The organism is Alteribacillus sp. HJP-4 (assembly GCF_042139015.1).
Lineage (GTDB): Bacteria > Bacillota > Bacilli > Bacillales > Marinococcaceae > JBHIKY01.
In genome coordinates this window covers 33,897-55,969 of sequence record NZ_JBHIKY010000025.1, presented here as the reverse complement: position 1 = coordinate 55,969, position 22,073 = coordinate 33,897, and the positions used below count along the sequence as shown (strand labels likewise).

The following is a 22,073-nucleotide window of genomic DNA, read 5'->3' as shown; positions in this document are numbered from 1 at the left end:
GAATCTTATCTATCTCTCCTGACTTTTTATCTTCTTTTTCTAACCACTTCCAGAACACAACTAAGGAACTTTTTGATCCTTTCTTTACCTTTCCGCCAGCTTCCTGAATCTGTTTGAAAGTAGCATAGTCCCCTTCAGGGAGAATCATCCTATTGATGCCCCTGTACGCTTGCTGTGTTTTCCAACGGACAGCCCAACCATTGATCCACGGGCCGCCATGGTATGACTCCTTCCTGCAACTGTTCCATGATTTTGTCTGTTAATACACCTAACTTAAACTGAACAGGGTAAACTGTGTTTGAACGCTTTCTCTTTAACCCTTCCTTACCAAGATTCTTGTATGCCTTTACCCATTTTCTTACTTGTTGTTTATTCGGTATATTGTGTTTTTTTGCCAACAACCTATACACCAACGAACCTTCTAGATACTCTTTCACCACGTTAAATTTAAAACCATCACTATATTTAGCCATATAAAAACACCCCAAACGTTAGTTTTTTACTCTAACTTTTGGGGTGCAGCACCTATTCGGGGTTTTTGTGTTTCGCGACCTCGAATATCCCTTTATAATCAAATTAACAATGAAGAGCGAGGGTAAAGACATGTCTAAAATTATGTTTACGGAAACACAAAGAAAAGTATTAGAATCCAACCCAAACGTCATCAAAGTATCTGATCGTTCCATCACCTATGCGTCGGAATTCAAAGTGAAGGCTGTGAAAGAAAACGATGAAGGCAAAAGTCCTTATCACATCTTTGTAGAACACGGATTTGATATGTCCGTGATTGGTTTCAAAAAACCCCGACAGTGTGTGAAGCGATGGCGCGAGACATTTCGAAAATACGGAGAAGACGGGTTCTATACAGAGCGAAGAGGAAAAGGTGCCACAGGACGACCTTCTACGAAAGACCTGTCTTCCGAGGAAAAATTGAAAAAAGCAGAAGCACGTATTGCGTATCTGGAGGCAGAATTGGACTTCGTAAAAAAGCTCGACGAACGCGAAAGGCAGGCGAAGAAGAAGAAATAACGACATCAGAGAAATTTCAACTCATTGAACCAGTCGTAAGGACTCATGGATTCCCCCATTTGATTCAGTATTTTTGTGAGATGGCAAACGTAAGCCGTTCGGGGTATTACAACTGGTTGAAAGCAGAGGACACTCGCCAAAAGAGAGAACGAAAAGATGAGGCGGACTATGAGATCATCAAGAAAGTATATGATCAACGTCACGGTAAAGTGGGAGCTCTCCAAATCAAAATGATGGTAGAGAACGATGAACATATTGTAATGAACCATAAGCGTATTCGGCGTATCATGAAAAAATATAACCTGATGTGTAAGATTCGCAGAGCGAACCCTTATAAACAAATAGCTCAAGCGACGCAAGAACATAAAACATGTGACAATAAGCTGGAGCGTCAGTTCGATCAACAAGAACCCCACAGAGTCCTCTTAACAGATATCTCGTATATCTATTATGCGAAGGATCTGTCCGCCATTAAAGATGGAGCGACCCGGGAAATCCTGGCTTACTATCTCTCGACCTCTTTAAAGATGGATATCGTGTACACCACGCTTGATAAGTTAATGGAACGCGAGGACTTCCTCCCTCATCCCGAATGTTTGATTCATTCGGACCAGGGCGTGCACTACACCCACCCGGATTTCCAGAAGAAAGTGAGGGACCTGGGCTTGGATCAGTCGATGTCTCGGAGAGGGAACTGTTGGGACAATTCCCCGATGGAATCTTTCTTTGGACACATGAAAGACGGAATTGATTTCAAGTCGTGCTCATCTATATTTGAAGTTAAGGAAGCGATCGAAACCTATATGGAGTATTACAACAACCATAGATACCAGTGGTCCTTACAAAAAATGACCCCGGCCCAATACCGAGGTCATCTCATAGCAGCTTAGCGCTTTTTATTATACTGTCCATTTTTAGGGTTACAGTTCACTGTCCATGGGCCTTTTCTTTTGATCTTGTCTTACTCCCTTGAACCCCCTGAAAGCACAAAAAAAACCATACCTCAAAAATTAAGGTACGGCTACTTGTCATATTTTCTAAATGGTTTGTTTTCAAGATTTACCGAAAAGGCAACATTCCAAATGTATAAGGATGAGGCTGCCTGACGTAAATATTTACAAATTTCGGTCAAGATTTATTAATTTTATTTGATTCTCTACATCTGCTTTCACCTCTTCTCGGCTCATAGCATGGTCATGCGGAGGTTCCCCCCCATCGAGTAACTCATTCACCTTTGTTTCTAGAAATTTAATCAAGCCATCTTTATCAGACACTATTTTATTTAAGCGTTCTTTATCAATATCATCCAGCTGTGAAATCTCATATTCTGTTCCAAACTTATAAAAGTCAATTAAACCAAAATTGCGTTTATATTTGTCCTCAAACGTAAACGATACATAGCCATCGAATGGAGAACACTTTATAGTAGTATCTGGTTTAAATAATGCGCCCTCAAATTCATATTGTGACATTTTAATCACTCCTCTAAATAAATTTATATTTTTCAGTGAACATATCCCCCTGTTTGTAATGGTTCAAACTTTAACTTCACATTTTCTTAGATCAAATCATTGAAGGTCCAGCGATAAGGATGAGTGGGGAAATGGAAGTTGGAGCATTGACCGAATTAAATTACTAATGGGGTTTTCCTCCTTATTTTTTCCTTTGGAACTCCGAAGCGAAGTGGGTTCCCTAAAGGGGGATTATTTTTCCCTTTTGCTATGGAGAATCTCACAACGCCTTATAGGAAACCGTCCATAAAACCATGGAATACCGAAATGAAGTGAAGGCTATGCCGTGAAAGTGTATTGACGGTTTTTTAATCTTCTTAGCTTCCAGCAGGAAAGGTTCGGGCGTCCTACCTGCTGGAAGGTTAGAAGATTTGTGCTGTTATCGACTCCCTATCTTTAGTACCCTGATACGGTAGTAACATCGATTCATTTTCTATATATGGGTTTTATCTTCCATAGAATGGGAATCTTTGTAAGTGTAATACAAATTTTGGGAGGGTTTTATTTTAATGGGAATCGCCATTAACGAAAGATTAAGTAATACTTCGCTCGAACAGAATTTACGTGCTGCTGCTGTATTAGAGTTCACAGAAGAGGTATTCGAATCAGACATCTACAAACCTTTAGAAGTTCTTTCTCCTAAAGAGAATAAACTTTTCATCGTGAACAGAAATGATTGTACCCTAACGGTTCTAAGTGTTGATTCAAGTAAGAACGTGACAAAGGAAACATGGTTTACAGACGAAATCATTTCCATGAAGGAACATTTTGCTCAGTATAGGTTTGACGATAATACCCCTCCAAAAAGAATGGAAATTACATTTAAAGGAGGGCACCTATTAGAAATTGACCCAAGCCTTTCAGCCAAAGGGAAAGAAGAGGAAGTTATTAATCAAGTAAACGAAGATTTCGAAGCATTAATCGGAGCATTAAAAAATACGAAGATTTTAAAATAACCAAAGGGGGACGATCGCCCCCCTTTTGAATTCCCTGCCTTTGTGAAAGGATAAGAGAGACCAGCTGCTTGGACAACGTTCGTCCAAGTGGCTCTCTTTTTTGTCCGAGAGGTGCTCTAGATTTTGTCCTCCCCCTGTTCTCCTTTTTGTCTTGCGTAGCTCTTAGGGATAGCTGTATTCACCCTTTAAATGCTCAAGTAATTTTTCATAATATGCTAACTCTTGGTGTACAATGTTATCAAATTATTTACTGAACTTTGTTATTTTCACTTCTTTCTAGCCTCCCTATAAAGTGTAGCTCTGCTTATTTTATACGTCTCACAAATCTCGTTCACAGTTAGGCCGTTTTTATCCCTGTTCTGAAGATCATCTAAGGCTGATTCTAAGCCCTTATGGTTATTTGTGTACGTTTTCGGTCTCCCTTTGTATACCCCTCTTTCTTTAGCTTTCTCAATCCCTTCTAGTTGCCTTTCTCGAATCATGTCTGCTTCAAATTCTGCGACACCTGCCAGCATCGTTACCATGAACTTTCCAATCGGGGTTCGTGTGTCCACTTTTTCCCCACCCATATTCAGTACCACAAGGAAAACCCCTTTATTATTCAAAAAATCAATGGTGTTGAGCGCGTCTTTGGTACTTCTGGCAAAACGATCTAACTTCGTAACCACAATGGTGTCTCCATCACTTACGGTATCCAGCAGCTTATTAAATTGCTTTCGTTGGTTCATTGAACGACCACTAATTTTTTCTTTGAATATTTTTTCACAACCAAACTCTTTGAGATTGTCTATTTGAACTTGTAGATTTTGTCCTTTACTGGAAACTCTGCTGTATCCGTAGATCATGTATTATCCACCCACTTTAATATAAATTTTTAATATTATTTTGAAACACTCATTTGATACACTGTAAATGCGTGTCACTTTAATCGGTAAATTGCACCTGTTTTAAGTGCTATTTTGCACTTCAAAATACGCCTATTCTAAACAATAAAAGCACTTATCCTAACGGGCAGATTAGCTCAACAAGATAACTAAAAAAAGGTTAACATTACCAATTAATTGTGATAGTATTAATTTAATCTTTTAGAAGAGGTGAGTTTAGTTGAGTAAAGTTGAGCAGAGTACAAAGTTAGATTTAGAACGAATTGTTTTTATCGGGAGAACCTTTGAAGAGTATTTGGATATGTTCTCGCTTTCAAAAGAAGAACTACAAGGAAAAAAAATACTCGATTGTCCAGCAGGAGCTTGTTCGTTTACTGCTGTTGGTAACAAATCAGGTTTAGATGTTACAGCTTGTGATATTGCATATTATCATTCGGGTGAAGACCTAAAAAATAAAGGTCTCAAGGATATTGAACACGCTATGGATCATATGCAAAAAGCCAAAGACAATTATAAATGGGATTATTTTAATGATATAGAGGATCTTAGAAAACATCGTTTAAGTGCCTTAACCGATTGTGCCAATGATATGAAGGAAAGCAGCGAAAGATACATTCCAGTCACTTTACCTTCTTTGCCGTTTAAGAATGGTGAATTTGATATTCTTCTATCTGCACATTTTCTATTTATGTATGCAGATAGATTAGATTACCAATTTCATAAAGAAACCCTAAATGAGTTATTAAGGGTTTCGAAAGAGGAAATTCGAATTTTTCCTTTAGTTGATTTGGAAGGGAAAAGATATAAAGATTTAGATAAATTAATAAGCTATCTATCCGACATTGGATGTACAGTTGAAGAAGTTAAAGTACCATATGAATTCCAAACAAATGCTAATTCAATGTTAAAAATAAAAAAAGGATAGTAAATGAAAGGGGCGACGTTGAGCGTTGTTCCTTTTTTAATATTCTTGTGTCACTAACGGGTGCAATAGTGGAAAAACATTAGTTATGTCTTTTAAGATTATCTTGAAATCAAGTCTTCTAATGGGTAAGGAAATAATAATTCTTGAACTAACGGGCGCTTTCCTTTAATAACGATCTTCAGCAATCAGGCGCTTTTGTGAAGTAACAAAAAAGGTCTAATTTCCCAATTTTAATGCTGGGAAATCGGACCTTTTTATATTTACATATAGTGCAAAATAGCACTTGAAAAGGGTGCAAAATAACTCCAAAAGTGACAGTAAATGCGATTATATCAAGGTTTCAATGATGTATCAAGTGGGTGAAAGTCATATGATACAAAATTTAAGAATTTGAAAATAAAATAAGGAAAAAATTTATAAATCTAATAAGGGTCATGCTCCTATGATAAAATAAAAGTAGGAATTTTTTGATATATTGCTATCTAACTAAATAACTTATTGACTGGAGAAAAGTATATTGGAAAAAAAAAGAAGATTTAATATGAGTTCTTTTTTTGATGCTTATGAAATCTCGTTGCATCAGCCATTCTAACGGCGAACACAACCTAAAAATAAGTGTATTATGAACGTACCCGTATACTGCGAAAACTTTTTGTATCTTTGCTCACTTTTTCTATAAAGTGCAGCTATAGCTTCCCATTTCTAAGAATTACTTTTGTTCTTGCACTTGCTGTTCCATTGTACGTTCCAACGCATCTTCAATATTTAGTTTAATGTAACGCCAAACACCTTCTCACCTCATCACCCTATACGTTGTACTCTTCCATTAAAAACTTTCGCCCAATAAACCTTCTTCCATACTTTCAAAAGCTACCCCCGTTGATGATTGAGCACCAATAAATTGGCCATCGCCTGCATAGATCGCTACATGTCCATCTCGTTTATAGGTATCAAAGAATACGTGATCCCCTGGCTGTATATTATCGACAGACACACTTTCTCCCATATGTTTTAAGGTTTCTGTCGAAACTGACCCTAAATCACCTAATGACATTCCGACTTGATCAAAGGCCCAGTAAACAAAACTGGAACAGTCAAATTTTCCAGCCGTTTGCTCCCGTAGATTTCTCCCTCCTCCGAATACATACTTGGAGTTACCAATCCACTCGGTTCCAACTTGCACAAGTTCTTCGGTTGCGCCACTTGGTAATTCTCCAATATCAATTTCTACATATCCATCTACATAACTATCGGCATACGCCATTACATCGTCTACGTACCAGTCTGCATGATTGTAAGAAAGAACAGACTCTTCAAAATTTCCACTATTTATTGTGCAAAATAAATCCAAAAAGTGACACCCTATATTAAGAATAAGAGTAGTAACCGAAAGACATAAAAATTGGCGTTTAAGATAATAAAAAGCTGCTGAGTAATTCGCTCAACAGCTTTAATGTTAAAAATAACTTTATTAGTTTTTAACTGGATCGTTATTCTTTCTCAGTTTATTAATCTTTCGGTCCGTAGCAAAGAAGGCAACTAAACCAATGCATATAGAAGAGATTGCGATGATGGGTGTTTTGTACGCATTTGGATCATTGAATTGCAATATACCAAAGGTAATTGCTCCTATACCATGTACCACTAACCAAACGATAAGAAAATATTTAAGGTAGAGCCATTTGTTCATGTTCATTCACCTCAATGGATATAGTGGATATTTTCAAGATCAGGGCTAAGCAATAACATGGATGCCCAAAAAAGTGGAGCAGATAGTAAAACAGTATTTTTTCTTAATTTCAAAATAAATATAGCCTCCTAAAGTGATAAAATAATGTTTGCAAATACTTTTCTCAAGATAACATTTATGTAAAAAATATACAAAATCATATTTTAAAAAGGAGGGACAGAAAATTTTTCAAGTAATTCAAGATGGTTTAACTTTAATACTCTTAATAACTGTCATTGCTGTTTTCTTTTATCTTGTACGACTTTTTGTATCTTACTTTTTCAGTGATTTTTATTACAATGTATATCAATTTTTCAAAAAGCTATTTAGTTCTAATCAAAAGTAAAAATCCTAAAAGAGGGTGCCCTCCTTCATGCAATGCTTTGACAGTTTTTTAATCAATGCTGAAGGTTAGAACCTAGTTTAACCCTATTTCTCTATGTAAAATCTCTCACAGAAGCTCCTAGAAGCTCTCAATGCCTGATCTTCGTCCACGATACCGGACCGAAGGGAGGATAAGGAGTGGGCGGAGACAGGCTTTAGAAAAAAATCAACGAGAAGGCAAAAGCAGAGTGCCAAGATCGAAAATAAGGAGATCAAAGGGAAGGGGGAATAAGCTCCTCCCTTCTAGGGAATTTAAACCGGCGATTTTGGGGAAGTTTCAGCCGGCCTTGACATAATTACTACAATACGTTTATTGATGGGGAGATTAAATTAAATATAAGTATGAATATCTTGATATCAAGTCTTCCGTTTTAGGGAGCTTTGATAAAATAAGGAAGATATCTTTATTGGTTCACAAATGGAGCTTTAAGAGTCCTTACTTGAAAGAGAAGGTACGTATTCTCAGTTGTACTCCAAGCAGTTTCAAGTTTAAGTTTAATCCTAAAAGCTCTCCAATACATTGTGGAGAGCTTTTACAGATCATTGGACGAAGATTATATTTGATTAAATTTCAAGTGACCAAGTAAAGGATCGTAACTTTCCTTAACAATAATCGACCTATTGCTAAAGTTTAATGTTCTTAATGCTATTATAATTGCTAACCCAGCTAATATATTACTCATTGTTAAAAATCTTTAAACCCCTTTGCGTTATAAAGTGACAGTACACTCCAATTGATATAAAAATCCTCTTGTCTTATTGATGCTCATTTGTTTTTCCCCTTTCGTAGGTCACTCACCCGCACTAGTTCTCCTATTACTAAGAAATATCTTTTCACTTTCATAAAAACTAAAACGTTTCATTTAATATATATACTGAATATTTTTATGTAACAACAATCTGGGATGATGGATTAGGAAAAACAGAGAGTTCTTCTTCCCCTTCTTTGTATTTAATTCTGAACTGATCCTTCCGCAAGCGGTGATGGCATGACCTATTTAAAAGTAGTAGTTCCTCCCGAGGAGATGATGACCGTTGCACAAATCACAAAACAGTGGCAGTTGTATACAGTCCCAAAAATAAAAAAAAACAGAACTAGGTTATCACAAAGCTTATTATCGCGGCAGACGATTTGAGCCCTCCTTTCATCAGCTTCATGTCAATTATATTATGACAAGTGATATTGTTTCTTCATTTTCTGATGACATTTATTATTTCCAACGCGAGAGGCATGCAATTTCGATTGCGTTTCCCGTGTCCCAGGTAAACTTTGCCTATGAGAGCTTCCTAACTTCGATAGAACCTGATACAATTCAGGTCTTAAAGAGAATGAAGAAAAATAAATAACTGGAAGATGATTACATTTTATAGTATTTAGGATAAAATTGAATATAATCGTAGGAGGAATAAAGGACTATTCAAGGGGGAAAAGCGGTGGATAAAAATAAACTTTACCCATTTCCCCTGTAGTATAGTCCCACGCTCTTGCTTTAGGTATATAAAAAACAATCCTAGAAGGCTGGTTTTGTTTCCAGGACTGGATATAGGCAGAAGACTTCACTTCTATAAAATTTCCCTCATATAGAAAATCGGCTTTATCCCACTCAATCCTCGGTTTATTTGTTATTCCCAAAGCATTTGCCACTAAAAACTCAGCTAATATTCCCCGATTTGTGTTACTTAACAGGTCTGAATATGCCCATTGCCAATATTCAATTATTGTAGTTGTGGTGCCTTTAATTTCTAAATTTCCAGGTATCTTAGAGACCATTTCGACACTCCTTTCTCTTCGAGTAAAACAAAGACAAACCAAATTCAGAAGCTCACCTTGTCTTCATAGTAATGGTTAAAGTAAGGTATAAGAAAGGTATTTAAAAATTTTCTACTTTTGTACTATTTTAAGAAGCTGACAAATGTTCATAATGGAGGGCGCCCATGGAGAAACATCAATCAGTACCAAAAGCCACTAGAGAGATGGTTTTCAGTAAAGTAAAAAAGAAAAGACTAAAATTGGCGATTAAAAATTAGTCTTTTCTTTATGATTTAATTTTAATTTAAAATTACCCTCTCTAAAACAAAGGAACTAAACTTTTGAGTCCCAAAAACCTATGACAGTTTTTAGAAAGAAGGATAATTAATTCTTTAAGTTATTATTACAACATGCCGCCCATAGGTTGCCTAAGATAAATAATGAAAAATAATGTCCAAATCATATGTGATTATAAGTTAAGAAAGGCATATCTCCCTTACCATGATTAAAAGGACATAATCAAAAGTGAAAAAAAGTATGCAAATGAGTATGTCATTCAGCCACTTCTTTCGGGGGGATATGCAAAAATACCCTTATAATGTCAATATAGTAAGACCTTTGAGGTAAAGGGTTTTAAAAATGAAATAAATATTCTTCTTCTAATTGCTTCTTGTCTATCTTAAGATGCTCTAATGCTTCTTTCTTTTGATTAATATCCAAATATTCATATATTTTACGCATCTATACCCCTCCTGATACAAAATCGTTCCAAATATGATGTTGCACTATTTGGAAATATCAGTAAATAATTTGCTATACAATAGGGATAGTACTAAAATACTTTGGTATTCTTTCGTTGAATTTCATCACAAAATATCAAAATGGTATAAATCTAGATATCTCTTTAATTCGTGTTCCAAAATAACTACGATTATTTCTCCTTTACCCATGTGTTTTAAGTCAAGATCCTTAATTGAAGCTTAAAAACTAAAGTGACCCCTTAAAAAGTTTTTTACAAACATTTAAGAGGTCATTCATTCAATTGGTCAATAATTCGGTTTGAACGTTTATATTCTTCTTTATTTTTTTTTAGTAGTAAAATAGTAAATCAAACTACTTATCAAAATAATACTTCCTATAACTAAGAAGGTCGCAACTATTATTGGTGGATAAGATTGTACGGATGTACCTGTGAGTGCAGCATAAATTAAAGGTAATATAATAATGAAAATTCCCATCGAGCTAATTAAATTTGTCTTCTTTGACATAAGAACACTCCCTTTTCAATGACTTTCAAATCTTCCAATTTATTCTTCTTTGTTTTATTTTCCTTTAGAGATTATCAATAAATTACACAAATCTTTTAAATTAATAAAATTTCTCATTAAAAATTGGATACGTGCCTATCAAAAATTTAGAGTAGTGTTTTATTACCCTAAGCAAATAAACAAAGAAGGCTGCCATCAAAGCAATCTTTATATCTCAGGGGTAAAAAATGTTCTTTAATTATTCAGTCTTACTTCCATAGGAGACTGATGAATCTATATAGGATTCGGCATCTCTAGTGCTTTCCGAAAAATAGTAAGTTACAGTAGCTGTTTCCACTGAATAACCAGATACTTCTGATGCTATATAGTCATATTGATAGTAATATGTAGTATCTATATTTAATGCAGCAATAGCTGAAGCTACCCCCCCACTACCACCAACTATTTTTGCAGTTACACCAGGAACACCTCCAGCTAATGCCGAAGCTACTCCGGCTGTACTAGTAGCGTCAGTAACAGTATCACCTTCTGAAGAAGGATCTCCGCTACTTGATGGACCCATCCAATAGCCCCCAGCATCTGGTTCTTCGTCTATAACTGATTTTGGATTTGATGGTGCAGCTTCTGTCGGTGAAGCAGTAAGTAAAGTGAACACTCCAATAAGCATAGCAACACTAAAAACTTTCATCCATTTTAGCATAAATTGGTCTCCTTGCTATATGTATTTATTAAAAATTTCCTGTAATGGAATATATCTCTTTTTGAATCCTATTAAACATTCAATTTGTTATCATTTTCCAGTAACTAAAAAATCTGATGTCAGTAATGAGAATTTATATTAGTCAAGAAAGACAAAATGAACATATACCGCTTCCTTTTATTCTTCCTGTAGCAACCGAATATGGAATAAAATATATTAGAATAAGAGTACTTATGACTGAGAGTTATCAAACACGGTAATTTATGTTATGCTCTTGGTTTTTCCATCCCCGATGGTGTTAAATAGGTTATTCAGCATAAAAAAGCCCTCTTTGCCAGAGGACTTGTTATTTTTTCGCATATTTACGTTTGGCTTTGCTCTTTTTTATGAAATCTTGCATTAATCGATCGCTTTCTTTTCGTTCTTCTTCCGACTTGTGAGGATAGGCATAAATGCCGTTGTGTTCCGTGTCAATAATATGAGCAAGCTCTCCAACGGTGAATTCTCGTTTGGAATTCGTATCATTTTTCGCCATGAATACTACCTCCTCCTTTATGTAAGTATACGTCAATAAGCTTCTGTGATGCAACTTCATTGATGGCCATACGGCTGGTGCTGCCAATTTGTTGAGCTCCTAATTTAGCGTAATAATCCATAAGTTTTTTATTGTGCTTGGAGGTAATTAATACAAATCCCTCATGCCCGGCTTGTACGCTTAGTTGACATACAGCGGCAAGCATCGTAGGAGCTACATTAATTCCACTTTTGCTTTCTTTCCCCCAATTGGCGGATTCAAGATTTTCTACCAGCACATACCCATCCCTGTATTCAAATGAAATGGCAGCCTGTATTACATCATTCCCCGCTATTGTCAGTTTATACACCTGGCGGTTGGGGTTTTCGTACTCCTCCAACCAGTTGAAAAACCATAAAGCAAGAGATTTTAAATCCTTGCTTGTTACCGGATCAAAATATCCGCTGAAGTATTCCTTTGTATCTTTCGTCTTAATAATTACTCTCATCCAATGCCTCCTACCCACGTAACGGGGAACTAAGGTCCTCCGAAAAATCAACCACCATTACAAATAAGGAGGTAGAATTTATGACAGTCCAAAGAATTCAAGGAATAGGAAGATAACCGTAAAAAGTACGCTCCCCTCACTAGTCGTCCTACCCCTATAAGAATCATCATACCAGTCTTTTAAAAAAATAAAAAAAGGTCAGGTCTTCTCTTTTCAATTACAAGATGTGTGACCACGAGGAACATCTCCAAATGGAGACTGAAGAAAAATTCTTCTCATATTTTTGAAACTAAAACGTTTCTTTTAATATATAAACTGAATATTTTTATGTAACAAGAAACAAAAAATTAATTTAGATATCAAGTGATGTAAATGCTCTGCAAATAATAATTTCACGTACCTTACGTTAATACCACCGCTTATAGTTCATTCATAGAAAGAAAAGAATGAAACTCCTTAATCGTCTAAATAGACCCATAAGGAGTTTTATTATTCGGGAATAGGTTTGTGAGTTAATAACAGTAATTGCAGTGATACATCATGCCGCCCATTCACTGTATTAACTAAATAATTAAAAATAAGATGTAAAAACCCCTATATACTCGGCTTTCCAACTTTACGATATTAATATGAGATTAAATAAGATATCAATATTAATAAAGAAAATCCAGTCAATATCCAGTCGGAAGTAACACCTATTGGAGTGCACATGATTAACTTTATGAGGATGGTTGTAATACCAGCAAATTAACGTCTTTGGGGATTAAATCTGATGTAACCAAATAGAAATGGGGCAATAATAATGAAATCCTGCCCCATTTCTGCCCTTGTCGGCTGTAATTTCCCCTGTTACGGCACATGCTTTGTTAGCCTTGTATTTCTGCAGAATCACTTTGTCATGATCCACAAAAATTTCTAAAGGGTCTTTGACATTCATATCAAGAGTTCTTCTTAGTTCCCTCGAGAGGACCCTTAAAGGAACTCGCGTTTTTGTACTGATTGATCCAACGGTCAAAGGTTGAAGAAGATAGAGGACCCTTGTAAGGATCCTCTCTTCTATTTACACTTCTTTAATCACTGATTCGCCTTTTGTCTGCTCTTCATCAATCCATTGCCATTTTTCATAGAGCTCGATTTTCCCTTCATCCGTATTACCGGCGTGGACTTACATTTCCCTCCTCTTATTTCATCGGAGATGTTAATGTGGTTGTATCGTCGGAATTCTATTGTATCATCTTCATTCACAATTCCAATCAGCTTTCCTTTTACAATGTCTCCACCCTCGTAATCTGCATAAAGAATGCGCCCCTCCTGGTAGTAGTGAAAATAAGTTTTTGAAGAAACTTCCCCATTCTCCGTATTTTCCACAGAAATAAACTTTCGATTATTATAGTCAATCATCCTCCTGTAATCATTGCACAAAGGTTATCTCCATTTCTTAGCTAGCGATTCAATATGCTCTGGTGTTGTTCGGCAGCAACCGCCAATAATGCGCGCTCCCTCTTCATACCAGGCTTCCGACTGAATATCGAATGGGTCACAAGCTTCTTCGCTATGCCATGTTTTGGTTTCAGGATTATAAATTTCTCCTGAATTCGGATAAACAATAATTGGCTTCTCAGTGTTTCCACGCAGATCTTTCACAGCTTCTATAGCAAAAGGGATTGGGGCACAATTCACACCAATGGCAGCGATTTGCTTATGATCATTAAATGTTTCTGCACATCCCTTTAGGTTCGTACCATCACTTATGGCATCTCCACTTCTTAAGGAAAAAGACAGCCAGGCAGATGTATCCGGAAATTCTTTCAGTAAGGAAGCAAGTACTTTCGCTTCCTGAAAAGACGGAATGGTTTCTATAGCTAAAAGATCCGCACCTGCTTCAATCAAAGCTTCCATTCTTGGGCGGTGAAAGTCTGCTAAACGTTTATCAGACACACCGTAGTTTCCTGCGTATTCAGAGCCATCGGCAAGATAGGCTCCATATGGTCCTACGGAGGCAGCAACTAAAGGTTTAGGGCGGCCTGTGTTTTCTTCCTCATTCCAAACCTCATCTCTAGCCTGTCTTGCTAGATGTACCGTCTTTTTAATTAATTCTATTGCTTCCTCTTTTTTAATATCGCGCTTAGCAAACCCGTCAATTGTCGCCTGGTAGCTTGACGTAATAGCTATGTCTGCTCCTTTGCGGAAATAATCCGCATGTACCCTGACAATGGCTTCAGGCTTTTCCAGCAAGACTCGTGCTGACCAAAGCGGATCATCCAAATCACATCCGTGCTTTTCAAGCTCCGTCGCTAACGCCCCATCAAGAATGACAGGGGAATACTTCTGCAAAATTGAATCAATGGGATTGTGCTTTTGACTTGCTTGGTTCGACATATCTGGTTCCTCTTTTCTTTAAATGCTGTCCTATATAATAACTTCCATAGCAAAATAGGATAAATGGAATTCCACAATAAAGGGCAATTCGTTGAGTGGGATCGAAAGCTATTCCAATGCAGGATGTAAGGCAGAGGATAAACGAAACGATCGGTACCAAGGGATAAAACGGTGTACGATAGGCCAAGTCCTCCAATCGGTTCCCTTCTCTTAAATATTGCCTGCGAAAATTAAATTGGGCAGCGCTGATACTCATCCAAACCACTACAACAGCCAGCCCTGAAATTGATACGAGCACAATATAGACGGTGTCTGGGGCAATAACACTTGTAAGCAGAGCAAGCCCGCCGCCAAGCATGCTGAATACAATAGCGTTCAAAGGAATGCCTCGTTTGGTCAATTTTGCAAAAGCCGGTGAAATAGTTTGTCGATCGGCAAGTGACCACAACATGCGGGATGATGCATAGAGCCCTGAGTTAGCTGCTGATAGAATAGCAGTGATAATCACAAAATTCATAAGATCCGCGGCATACGGAATCCCAATGTTTTTTAGCACCGCAACAAAGGGGCTCTCAATCACTCCGGCTTCCCTTGTTGGAAGCAAAGCAGACAGGACAATAATCGTCCCAACAAAAAATACCCCTAACCTAATTAAAGTGGTTCGAATAGCCTTTGGAATTGTTTTTTCAGGATCAACGGTTTCCCCTGCTGCGATTCCAATGAGCTCTGTTCCTGAAAAGGCGAAGTTCACAGCAAGCATAGTCATTAGGATAGCAAACGCACCATTAGGAAACAGTCCTCCACCTGTGAAATTTGATAAAAATGGTGCAGGCTCTGAATCATTTAATGGAACTAATCCCACCATTGCAGCAGTACCCAAAATAATAAAAAGAATAATAGCAATTACTTTGATTGAAGAAAACCAAAATTCAGACTCAGCAAAAAATTTCACAGTAAACGCATTAAGCAGAAAAATTATTCCGGCAAAAAAAGCGCTCCAAATCCAAACACTGACAGATGGAAACCATAACTGCATCATTAAACCTGCTGCTGTGAATTCTGAACCCAGTGCTACTGTCCAGGTGAGCCAGTACAACCAGGCAACCGTATAGCCTGTACCAGGACCAATATAATTAGCTGCATAGCTGTGAAAGGCGCCAGTTTCCGGCATATGTACAGAAAGTTCACCTAAGCAGAGCATGACTAGATAAACAACTAATGCTCCTATTAAATAGGCAAGCACTGTGCCAAAGGGGCCCGCTTGTTGAATCGTATATCCGGAACTTAAGAAAAGCCCTGTACCAATTACACCTCCAAGAGACAGCATCACTAAATGCCGCGTTTTCATTTCCCTTTTAAATTTTTGACCTTGTGACTTCATAACGGCACTCTCCTAATACTTTTGAAAATGTTGAACAAAAAGTAAGACTACTTCCCTCCTCAAGAAAAAAACGCACTCTAAACGAGTGCGTTTCCGACAAATAAAAGAAGCTCCTATCTATCAGGTAAGATCACCCTCTGGAATTAGCACAGTGTCTTAAAGATCTGCTGCTGAGGTTTCTAAGGGCCAGTCCCTCCACCTCTCTTGATAAGAAATATTTACATTTTTCACAACTCTACCAATTGATTTCAAAATAGTCAAGATCGTAAAAATGTAAACCAAAATGAGATCCCGAGAAATCTATTCTTCCTCCTAGTCTATTTGTTTCATTTCCCACCATCACTAGAGCGGTTACATTTCGTGGAAGCGTGCGCTAAGTACTGTGGCCACGAGGATTCTCAAGCTCTCTCATACTAGAGATAGGAATAGAATTAATTCAACTTGTAATTGAGCTTTTATGTCCATTCTGGAATTCCAATCAGCAAATTCATTCATTGTAAATAGCCCCCATAATGTTGTGAGGATTTATGCGCTACTCGTTCCTTTGATTCGAGACAATGGCATCAGCGCTAATATCCTTACCAAAAGAAAAAAGTTTAAATAAGAGGTCTCTTAACAATTATTAGATCGTTATAAAAATCTAAGAATATCCTGCAGGTAAAGAAGCCCCTCAAAAGGTTCAAAAAACTCTTGAGGGGCTTCTTAATTTTATATTTAATCTTAAAATCCAGTCATTTCAGGCCTTCTAAACTTCAAAACCCTTGTCATTAAAGGATTTTGGGAGTTACTACATCATGCCGCCCATTCACTCGGCTATTTAATAGGACAATAATAAGACCCTCAGAACCTTGTTATACCAAGGTTTCCAACGCAAAGTGAATTTATAAACCACAATAAGTTTTAATACTTTATGAACAGTATCCAGTCATAATCCAGTCACTAAAAACATCACCTAGAATTCAGAATAAAAGAAATGGTTCTTTAACCGTATGAACTAAACATTTTAAAAAAATGTGTGGTACGCAAATTGAATGAAGAAATAAATCCTAGAACTGCAAAGCGGAAACTATCTGTTTCCCTCATTACGAAACCATCAATTCCTAATTACCTATTAATCAGTGTTAGACTTTTTTAGTTTACAGTTTTCTGTGGGAGCCCATACAAATACTAGTACCTTTGTAATTAAGGTTAATTACCACAAAGCTAGTGGCTCACTCACACTTGGTTCTGGATAGACAGAATCTATTTTCTTTAAATCCTCTTCTGTAAGCTCAATGTTAACAGCTTTTACATTCTTTATTACATGCTTAGGATTACTAGATTGTGGTATAGGAATGGTCTCTCCATTACGGATACTCCAGGCCAATAGAATTTGAAAAACATCTACATTATACTTTTTAGAAATATCCAGTAAAACTTGTTGTTTCGTTAGAGCAGAACCTAATTTATCTCCTCTAGCTACAGGAGCATATGCCATTAGTGGCTTTCTATTTTCTTTCATCATAGGAACTAAATCGAAATCTATCCCTCGATCTCCTAAGTTATAACGTACTTGATTTGTGACGCAGTTATGACCATTGGGCAGATTTAATAATTTTTTCATTTGATTTACATCAAAATTTGAAACTCCCCAGGATTTAATTGTCCCTTGCATTTTAGCCTTTTCCATTGCTTCTATTGTTTCTTCAATTGGAATACTACCTTTCCAATGAAGTAAATAAAGATCTAGATAATCTGTTTTCAATCGTTTTAAGGAGTTATCTAGACTTATGGATAATTGTTTTTTCGATGCGTTTTCAGGAAGTACTTTTGATACTAATAATAGCTTTTCTCGTTCAAATAGTTCAATGGCGTTACCTACTAATCTTTCAGAATTCCCGTTACCATACATTTCTGCTGTATCAATGACTTGGACACCCGCCTCTAAACCCGCTCTTAAAGCATTTAATTCTTGTGTATACTTTTCCTTGTCATCTCCCATGTTCCAAGTACCTAAACCTATTGGAAAAATTTCTCTCCCGGCAATTTTTACTGTTTTCAATTTATTCACTCCCCGTCTAGTAAGTTTATAGTATTGCTGATTTTTCGAATAATTGGCTTTTTTATTTAACATCCTCAAATTGAATATTAATAGATGTTCTCAATAGTTTAGTAGTTAATTACTAGATTTCCTTTAATCCATTCTTTCAATGGAAACTGTAAAGTCATCATTCATACTTTCAAGTAATTCTACCCCAGACTCAATTTCTCCTAATTTAACAAGTCCATTAGAGTATCTATGATCATCATAAAACATGGCCACATCTCCCCATGGAGAATAATAAGCAAAATCTTCACGTTCAGGTGTATAGCCAGAAGGTGCCCCTTCCGTAGTTAATTCTTCCGGTGGATAACTAAGTTTTTCAAATCCCCCAAATTCCTCGAATGTTAGTGTCAAAGGAAGTTGTGCTAAAAATTCCCTACTAGTCGGATTATCATAAACATTTATAATGATTTCCCCGTTGTCAAGAGTCACTATTATTTTTTCTTCTGAATTATCCGAATCATCATTATTCCCTGTAGAATTCTGAGTGTTTTCATTATTTATTTCCTCAGATGTATTCTCTTGTTCGTTATCTGGATTACTTCTAGTCTCACTGTCATTAGAATTACTTCCTTCGTTGTTATCATCTCCACATGCTGAAAGGGTAAAGACAATCATAATAGCAGAAGCTAACGTCAACAATTTTTTCATATCATTAGTCTCCTTATCCATTTTTTCTTGCTCTTTTGATTACACCTAAGCCCTTTATGTCCTAAGATTATAGGCAAGGGAAATGCGTAATGTTTGTTAATATAAATCTGTATATGAAATTCAGATGATTTTAACACTTTTTTCATCAAGTTTGTCTCCTCCTATATTCGTTTTTCACAAAAGAAATTACAAAGAGGCATCAAATATATGGCCATTTTGAAATTTTAAGCCAATAACATTTATCAACATAGTTTGTGGATTTTAATTGGAATTTAGGAGTAGAAGTTCTTAAGAAATGGGGAATGGTAAATAATTTTTAATCTTTAAATAAATAGTGTTTGGAAGTAATTCGTGGAATACAGAAAGTAAAGGAAGTAGATGGACATTTCCAACACTTCCTTTTTATTTAAATGACTTACTTTTAATGTAATAACTAAACTAGTTTTTTAATTACCTTTGCTGGTACGCCTGCTACAACAGTGTTTTGTGGAACATCCTTAGTGACAACTGCTCCTGCTGCAACAACAGCGTTGTCCCCAATCGTTACACCAGGCAGTATTGATGAGCTCGATCCAATCCATACATTTTCGCCAATTTTGACTGGCAAGGGGTATGTTGTGTTTCTTGTTTCTATGGATAAGCCATGATTTAGTGTAGAAATCGTAACATTCATACCTATCAGTGAACCGTTTCCAACAAAAATTCCGCCTCTATCTTGGAACGAGCAGCCTGTATTAAAAAATACGTTTTTCCCAATAGTGATATTTTTGCCAAAGTCAGTGTAGAATGACGGAAAACACATAAAAGATGAGTCAACTTTGTATCCTGTCAATTCACTGAAAATCTCTACAATTTCTTCTTTTGAATGATAGGATGTATTTAAATCCATCGTAATTCTTTGAGCTTCGAAGCTACATTGTGTTAACAATCCATGGAGCTCCTTATCCTCTCCAGAGATAGGATTTCCTTCTTTGCAAAATTCAATAAATTCTTCCATATTCATGTTTGAAATCCCCTGCCTATCTTTCACTACTTCTTAGAATCCTCACATCGGTTTGTATTATCCACTTTTGGTTTGTTTATTACTCTATATTTATCGTTACTTCGATAGTTCCAGGATAATTTTCTAATCGCTCAGTGCCTTCCAAGATTTCGCCGAGCTTCACAAGACCTTGGATAGGTTCATCATCATCATTATAATAAATCACCAATGCCTTTCCTGGTGTCCAGTAGGAGATATCTCCTTTACCGTAGCTGGAGACAGTTCGCTCTACTTCTAAGTCGTTTACTTCTACAAATTTTTCACGATTAAATAAATCATTCATCGAGTACGTAACGGGTAGGTTCTTGATAAACTGTCTAACTGTGGCATTGTTCTCTAATGACGCTTTAAGTTTCTCATCTCCAAATGAAAGGATAAGGTGTTGATTTTCTAGGTTCACTCTTCTCCCTCCTTATTAGGATCTATATTAGCTTTGGTAACTCTAAAGACGAGCTTAGGGGTTTCTCGATAGGGTTGTCCCTTTTATAGGATCTGTTCAGTAGGACGGATAATCACTTCATTTAGTGCAACATGTTCTTCTTCGTTAATTGCAAATGCAATTAAACGAGCTACTGATTCAGGTTCTATTGCATTTTCGCTTAATTCATCAAATTTAGCTCTAATTTCAGGATCTGCAATAGAATGAGTAAATTCTGTATCTATGGATCCAGGTGAGATACTTGTTACACGAATGCTTTTATTATTTTCGGCCTCTTCCTTACGCAATCCTTCGGTTATAGCTTTAACAGCATATTTAGTTGCGCTGTATACGGCTCCTCCAGGTATAACGTTATGTGCGCCAATTGACGAAATGTTAATGATGTGCCCTGTCTGTTGTTTATGCATGATGGGAAGAACGGCCCCTATCCCATAAAGTACTCCTTTAATGTTTGTGTCTATGCCGCGTTCCCATTCCTCGTAATTATTTTCGCACAGGTAGGATTGTGGCATGACACCGGCGCAATTTATGATAACGTCAATGCTACCAAAGCTATCCATACCTTTAGCCACGAGGGTTTCGACTTGATTTCGCTTTGTCACATCTGTCACCTGCGACGAAACTTCCCCATCTACACTTTTAATTTCATCAACTACTGTTTGCAAACGCTCTTCACGTACATCTCCTAAAACAACTTTTGCTCCATTCTCTGCGAGATACAACGCATTTGCTTTTCCAATGCCACTTGAAGCACCTGTAATGATAACGACTTTGTTTTTTAGATTCTTCATTATAATAAGTCCCTCCCTTTAAAGGCTGAGAATGGTCATTCCTTCTTTTGGCTTACTCGTAAAAGAAAGAGCAGTGCAGCTTTATAGGCTTACATGGGTTGAGTTGTCGGACGAACAATCATGTCACTAACTGCCATTCGACCAGGTGTATCAATCGCAAACACCACAGCTGATGCAATATCATCCGCAACTAATCCCCATTCTTTTTGTGCCTTATGGAGATCTTCTGAGACATTTTTGTCATTAATGGTTTGATATAGCTCGGTTGCCACAGCTCCAGGTGATATAATAGTTGATTTAATATTATTCTCCCGTTGTTCTTGTCGTAGACCTTCCATAATCGCACGCACAGCAAACTTTGTTCCACAATATATGGCTGAATCAGGATATACCACATGACCAGCTACAGAATCCGTTGCGATAATATGCCCCGATTTTTGAATTGCCATAATAGGTACCACCGCAGCAATGCCGTTTAAAACTCCCATTACATTGATATCCAACATTTGCTGCCATTCTTCACGACGACCTTCCACAATTGGCGCAGTCGGCATAATCCCTGCATTGTTATAAAGAACATCAATTCTGCCATAGGTGTCCATAGCAAGCCCCACTACTTTTTTGACATCTTCATAGTTGGTGACATCTGCTTGTTGAATATGAATATCGCCCTCCGGGTATTCTTCTTTGATGGCCTCTAAACGCTCCAAACGTCGTGCAGCTATGATTAGTTTGGCACCTTGTTGAGCAAGTAACTTAGTTGTTGCTTCACCAATCCCACTTGATGCACCCATTATGACAACAACTTTATCTTGAATAGTAGACATTATTAGAAACATCCTTTCTTTTTTGTGTTATTCACCTTCTGTTAATTATTTTAACTGCGCCTTTTACACATAACAAATACTTATATCTAATATCACAATATGCTCTATAAGCATTAGTAAAATAGAAATGATACGCTAAATTATGTTCTAGTACCTTCCCTATCGCTTTACTTTCCTACTTGATTTGTTTCTTTCACAAGACATGAAAATTTGAACTTAGGGTAGGGACAAATAAAATAAATCCCATTCTAAGGAGTTTTCTTTCATTAGAATAAAAAAAGTGAATCCCACCCAGATATGCGGGATTCACACCATGTTTGCA

At 36.8% G+C, this 22,073-nt stretch carries 22 protein-coding genes, 1 pseudogene and 1 riboswitch; of the genes and pseudogenes, 3 read left to right on the top strand and 20 right to left on the bottom strand.

Annotated features, from left to right (window positions below; translation table 11 throughout):
* Together ACE4RR_RS17825 and ACE4RR_RS17820 are read right to left on the bottom strand one after the other, a co-directional pair.
* Positions 1-157: ArdC-like ssDNA-binding domain-containing protein (locus tag ACE4RR_RS17825; protein WP_375536802.1), on the bottom strand; the 157-nt coding region annotated here is incomplete at its 3' end.
* Positions 150-473 (bottom strand): helix-turn-helix domain-containing protein, encoded by a 324-nt coding sequence (locus ACE4RR_RS17820; protein ID WP_375536799.1) that lies wholly within the window; start codon positions 471-473, stop codon positions 150-152. The genes ACE4RR_RS17820 and ACE4RR_RS17825, both read right to left, overlap by 8 nt.
* A 130-nt stretch (positions 474-603) precedes the next feature.
* Here ACE4RR_RS17820 and ACE4RR_RS17815 point away from each other — a divergent pair.
* Positions 604-1,919, top strand: a protein-coding gene (locus tag ACE4RR_RS17815) for an IS3 family transposase (protein ID WP_375536798.1) whose coding sequence is annotated in 2 segments (ribosomal slippage) — positions 604-976 and positions 976-1,919 — 1,317 coding nt in all. Because the reading frame shifts where the segments join, the coding sequence is not laid out codon by codon here.
* Between the two features lie 225 nt (positions 1,920-2,144).
* Here the strand turns inward: ACE4RR_RS17815 and ACE4RR_RS17810 are convergent.
* Entirely contained in the window at positions 2,145-2,501 is a 357-nt protein-coding gene (locus ACE4RR_RS17810) for a hypothetical protein (protein ID WP_375536797.1), read from the bottom strand.
* A 548-nt stretch (positions 2,502-3,049) separates the two neighbouring features.
* On the opposite strand from ACE4RR_RS17810, the gene ACE4RR_RS17805 reads away from it, so the two are divergent.
* Positions 3,050-3,496 carry a hypothetical protein gene (locus ACE4RR_RS17805; protein WP_375536796.1) on the top strand — a complete coding sequence of 149 codons (447 nt, stop codon included), beginning with the start codon at positions 3,050-3,052 and terminating at the stop codon, positions 3,494-3,496.
* 266 nt (positions 3,497-3,762) lie between these two features.
* Here the strand turns inward: ACE4RR_RS17805 and ACE4RR_RS17800 are convergent, their stop codons facing one another.
* Positions 3,763-4,341, bottom strand: a complete 579-nt coding sequence (locus tag ACE4RR_RS17800) for a recombinase family protein (protein ID WP_375536795.1) — start codon at positions 4,339-4,341, stop codon at positions 3,763-3,765.
* 259 nt (positions 4,342-4,600) lie between these two features.
* Between ACE4RR_RS17800 and ACE4RR_RS17795 the strand changes: the two genes are divergently transcribed.
* Positions 4,601-5,305 carry an SAM-dependent methyltransferase gene (locus tag ACE4RR_RS17795; RefSeq protein WP_375536794.1) on the top strand — a complete coding sequence of 235 codons (705 nt, stop codon included), beginning with the start codon at positions 4,601-4,603 and terminating at the stop codon, positions 5,303-5,305.
* Between the two features lie 826 nt (positions 5,306-6,131).
* On the opposite strand, the gene ACE4RR_RS17790 is transcribed toward ACE4RR_RS17795, so the two are convergent.
* From ACE4RR_RS17790 to ACE4RR_RS17715, 16 genes and pseudogenes are all read right to left on the bottom strand, one after another.
* Positions 6,132-6,656 carry a C40 family peptidase gene (locus ACE4RR_RS17790; protein ID WP_375536793.1) on the bottom strand — a complete coding sequence of 175 codons (525 nt, stop codon included), beginning with the start codon at positions 6,654-6,656 and terminating at the stop codon, positions 6,132-6,134.
* Positions 6,657-6,776: 120 nt separating this feature from the next.
* Positions 6,777-6,995, bottom strand: coding sequence for a hypothetical protein (locus ACE4RR_RS17785; protein WP_375536792.1), 219 nt, complete (start codon positions 6,993-6,995; stop codon positions 6,777-6,779).
* Between the two features lie 1,837 nt (positions 6,996-8,832).
* Positions 8,833-9,189, bottom strand: a complete 357-nt coding sequence (locus tag ACE4RR_RS17780) for a hypothetical protein (protein WP_375536791.1) — start codon at positions 9,187-9,189, stop codon at positions 8,833-8,835.
* 1,485 nt (positions 9,190-10,674) lie between these two features.
* A complete protein-coding gene (locus ACE4RR_RS17775) occupies positions 10,675-11,136 on the bottom strand; it encodes a hypothetical protein (RefSeq protein ID WP_375536790.1) in 462 nt (153 codons plus the stop codon).
* 346 nt (positions 11,137-11,482) lie between these two features.
* Complete coding sequence (locus tag ACE4RR_RS17770) at positions 11,483-11,671, bottom strand: hypothetical protein (RefSeq protein ID WP_375536789.1); 189 nt, start codon at positions 11,669-11,671, stop codon at positions 11,483-11,485.
* Complete coding sequence (locus ACE4RR_RS17765; protein WP_375536788.1) at positions 11,658-12,158, bottom strand: hypothetical protein; 501 nt, start codon at positions 12,156-12,158, stop codon at positions 11,658-11,660. Before ACE4RR_RS17765 ends, ACE4RR_RS17770 begins: the two co-directional genes overlap by 14 nt.
* A 763-nt stretch (positions 12,159-12,921) precedes the next feature.
* Positions 12,922-13,095 (bottom strand): hypothetical protein, encoded by a 174-nt coding sequence (locus tag ACE4RR_RS17760; RefSeq protein WP_375536787.1) that lies wholly within the window; start codon positions 13,093-13,095, stop codon positions 12,922-12,924.
* Between the two features lie 123 nt (positions 13,096-13,218).
* Positions 13,219-13,559: pseudogene (locus ACE4RR_RS17755) on the bottom strand (avidin-fold protein).
* Positions 13,560-13,583: 24 nt separating this feature from the next.
* Entirely contained in the window at positions 13,584-14,537 is a 954-nt protein-coding gene (gene mmuM / locus ACE4RR_RS17750; RefSeq protein WP_375536785.1) for a homocysteine S-methyltransferase, read from the bottom strand.
* The gene (gene mmuP, locus ACE4RR_RS17745) at positions 14,500-15,918 is read right to left on the bottom strand and encodes an S-methylmethionine permease (RefSeq protein WP_375536784.1); all 1,419 of its coding nucleotides are present in this window, start codon (positions 15,916-15,918) and stop codon (positions 14,500-14,502) included. Before mmuP ends, mmuM begins: the two co-directional genes overlap by 38 nt.
* 110 nt (positions 15,919-16,028) lie before the next feature.
* Positions 16,029-16,132: riboswitch (SAM riboswitch) on the bottom strand.
* 978 nt (positions 16,133-17,110) lie between these two features.
* Entirely contained in the window at positions 17,111-17,968 is an 858-nt protein-coding gene (locus tag ACE4RR_RS17740) for an aldo/keto reductase (RefSeq protein ID WP_375536801.1), read from the bottom strand.
* Positions 17,969-18,091: 123 nt separating this feature from the next.
* A complete protein-coding gene (locus ACE4RR_RS17735; RefSeq protein WP_375536783.1) occupies positions 18,092-18,652 on the bottom strand; it encodes a cyclophilin-like fold protein in 561 nt (186 codons plus the stop codon).
* A 433-nt stretch (positions 18,653-19,085) separates the two neighbouring features.
* Entirely contained in the window at positions 19,086-19,655 is a 570-nt protein-coding gene (locus tag ACE4RR_RS17730; RefSeq protein WP_375536782.1) for a DapH/DapD/GlmU-related protein, read from the bottom strand.
* Between the two features lie 79 nt (positions 19,656-19,734).
* The gene (locus ACE4RR_RS17725) at positions 19,735-20,094 is read right to left on the bottom strand and encodes a cyclophilin-like fold protein (RefSeq protein ID WP_375536781.1); all 360 of its coding nucleotides are present in this window, start codon (positions 20,092-20,094) and stop codon (positions 19,735-19,737) included.
* An 83-nt stretch (positions 20,095-20,177) separates the two neighbouring features.
* Positions 20,178-20,924: an SDR family oxidoreductase gene (locus tag ACE4RR_RS17720; protein WP_375536780.1), complete on the bottom strand. Its 747-nt coding sequence runs from the start codon at positions 20,922-20,924 to the stop codon at positions 20,178-20,180.
* Between the two features lie 89 nt (positions 20,925-21,013).
* Positions 21,014-21,751, bottom strand: a complete 738-nt coding sequence (locus ACE4RR_RS17715) for an SDR family oxidoreductase (protein WP_375536779.1) — start codon at positions 21,749-21,751, stop codon at positions 21,014-21,016.
* Positions 21,752-22,073: the final 322 nt, after the last annotated feature.

What these genes read in the sequence shown, in the direction of transcription:
- mmuM (WP_375536785.1), bottom strand. Translation starts at nt 14,537, where the DNA reads ATGTCGAACCAAGCAAGTCAAAAGCACAATCCCATTGATTCAATTTTG.
- ACE4RR_RS17760 (WP_375536787.1), bottom strand. Translation starts at nt 13,095, where the DNA reads ATGAATGTCAAAGACCCTTTAGAAATTTTTGTGGATCATGACAAAGTG.
- ACE4RR_RS17810 (WP_375536797.1), bottom strand. Translation starts at nt 2,501, where the DNA reads ATGTCACAATATGAATTTGAGGGCGCATTATTTAAACCAGATACTACT.
- ACE4RR_RS17775 (WP_375536790.1), bottom strand. Translation starts at nt 11,136, where the DNA reads ATGCTAAAATGGATGAAAGTTTTTAGTGTTGCTATGCTTATTGGAGTG.
- mmuP (WP_375536784.1), bottom strand. Translation starts at nt 15,918, where the DNA reads ATGAAGTCACAAGGTCAAAAATTTAAAAGGGAAATGAAAACGCGGCAT.
- ACE4RR_RS17805 (WP_375536796.1), top strand. Translation starts at nt 3,050, where the DNA reads ATGGGAATCGCCATTAACGAAAGATTAAGTAATACTTCGCTCGAACAG.
- ACE4RR_RS17780 (WP_375536791.1), bottom strand. Translation starts at nt 9,189, where the DNA reads ATGGTCTCTAAGATACCTGGAAATTTAGAAATTAAAGGCACCACAACT.
- ACE4RR_RS17770 (WP_375536789.1), bottom strand. Translation starts at nt 11,671, where the DNA reads ATGGCGAAAAATGATACGAATTCCAAACGAGAATTCACCGTTGGAGAG.
- ACE4RR_RS17715 (WP_375536779.1), bottom strand. Translation starts at nt 21,751, where the DNA reads ATGTCTACTATTCAAGATAAAGTTGTTGTCATAATGGGTGCATCAAGT.
- ACE4RR_RS17820 (WP_375536799.1), bottom strand. Translation starts at nt 473, where the DNA reads ATGGCTAAATATAGTGATGGTTTTAAATTTAACGTGGTGAAAGAGTAT.
- ACE4RR_RS17720 (WP_375536780.1), bottom strand. Translation starts at nt 20,924, where the DNA reads ATGAAGAATCTAAAAAACAAAGTCGTTATCATTACAGGTGCTTCAAGT.
- ACE4RR_RS17800 (WP_375536795.1), bottom strand. Translation starts at nt 4,341, where the DNA reads ATGATCTACGGATACAGCAGAGTTTCCAGTAAAGGACAAAATCTACAA.
- ACE4RR_RS17765 (WP_375536788.1), bottom strand. Translation starts at nt 12,158, where the DNA reads ATGAGAGTAATTATTAAGACGAAAGATACAAAGGAATACTTCAGCGGA.
- ACE4RR_RS17785 (WP_375536792.1), bottom strand. Translation starts at nt 6,995, where the DNA reads ATGAACAAATGGCTCTACCTTAAATATTTTCTTATCGTTTGGTTAGTG.
- ACE4RR_RS17730 (WP_375536782.1), bottom strand. Translation starts at nt 19,655, where the DNA reads ATGAATATGGAAGAATTTATTGAATTTTGCAAAGAAGGAAATCCTATC.
- ACE4RR_RS17735 (WP_375536783.1), bottom strand. Translation starts at nt 18,652, where the DNA reads ATGAAAAAATTGTTGACGTTAGCTTCTGCTATTATGATTGTCTTTACC.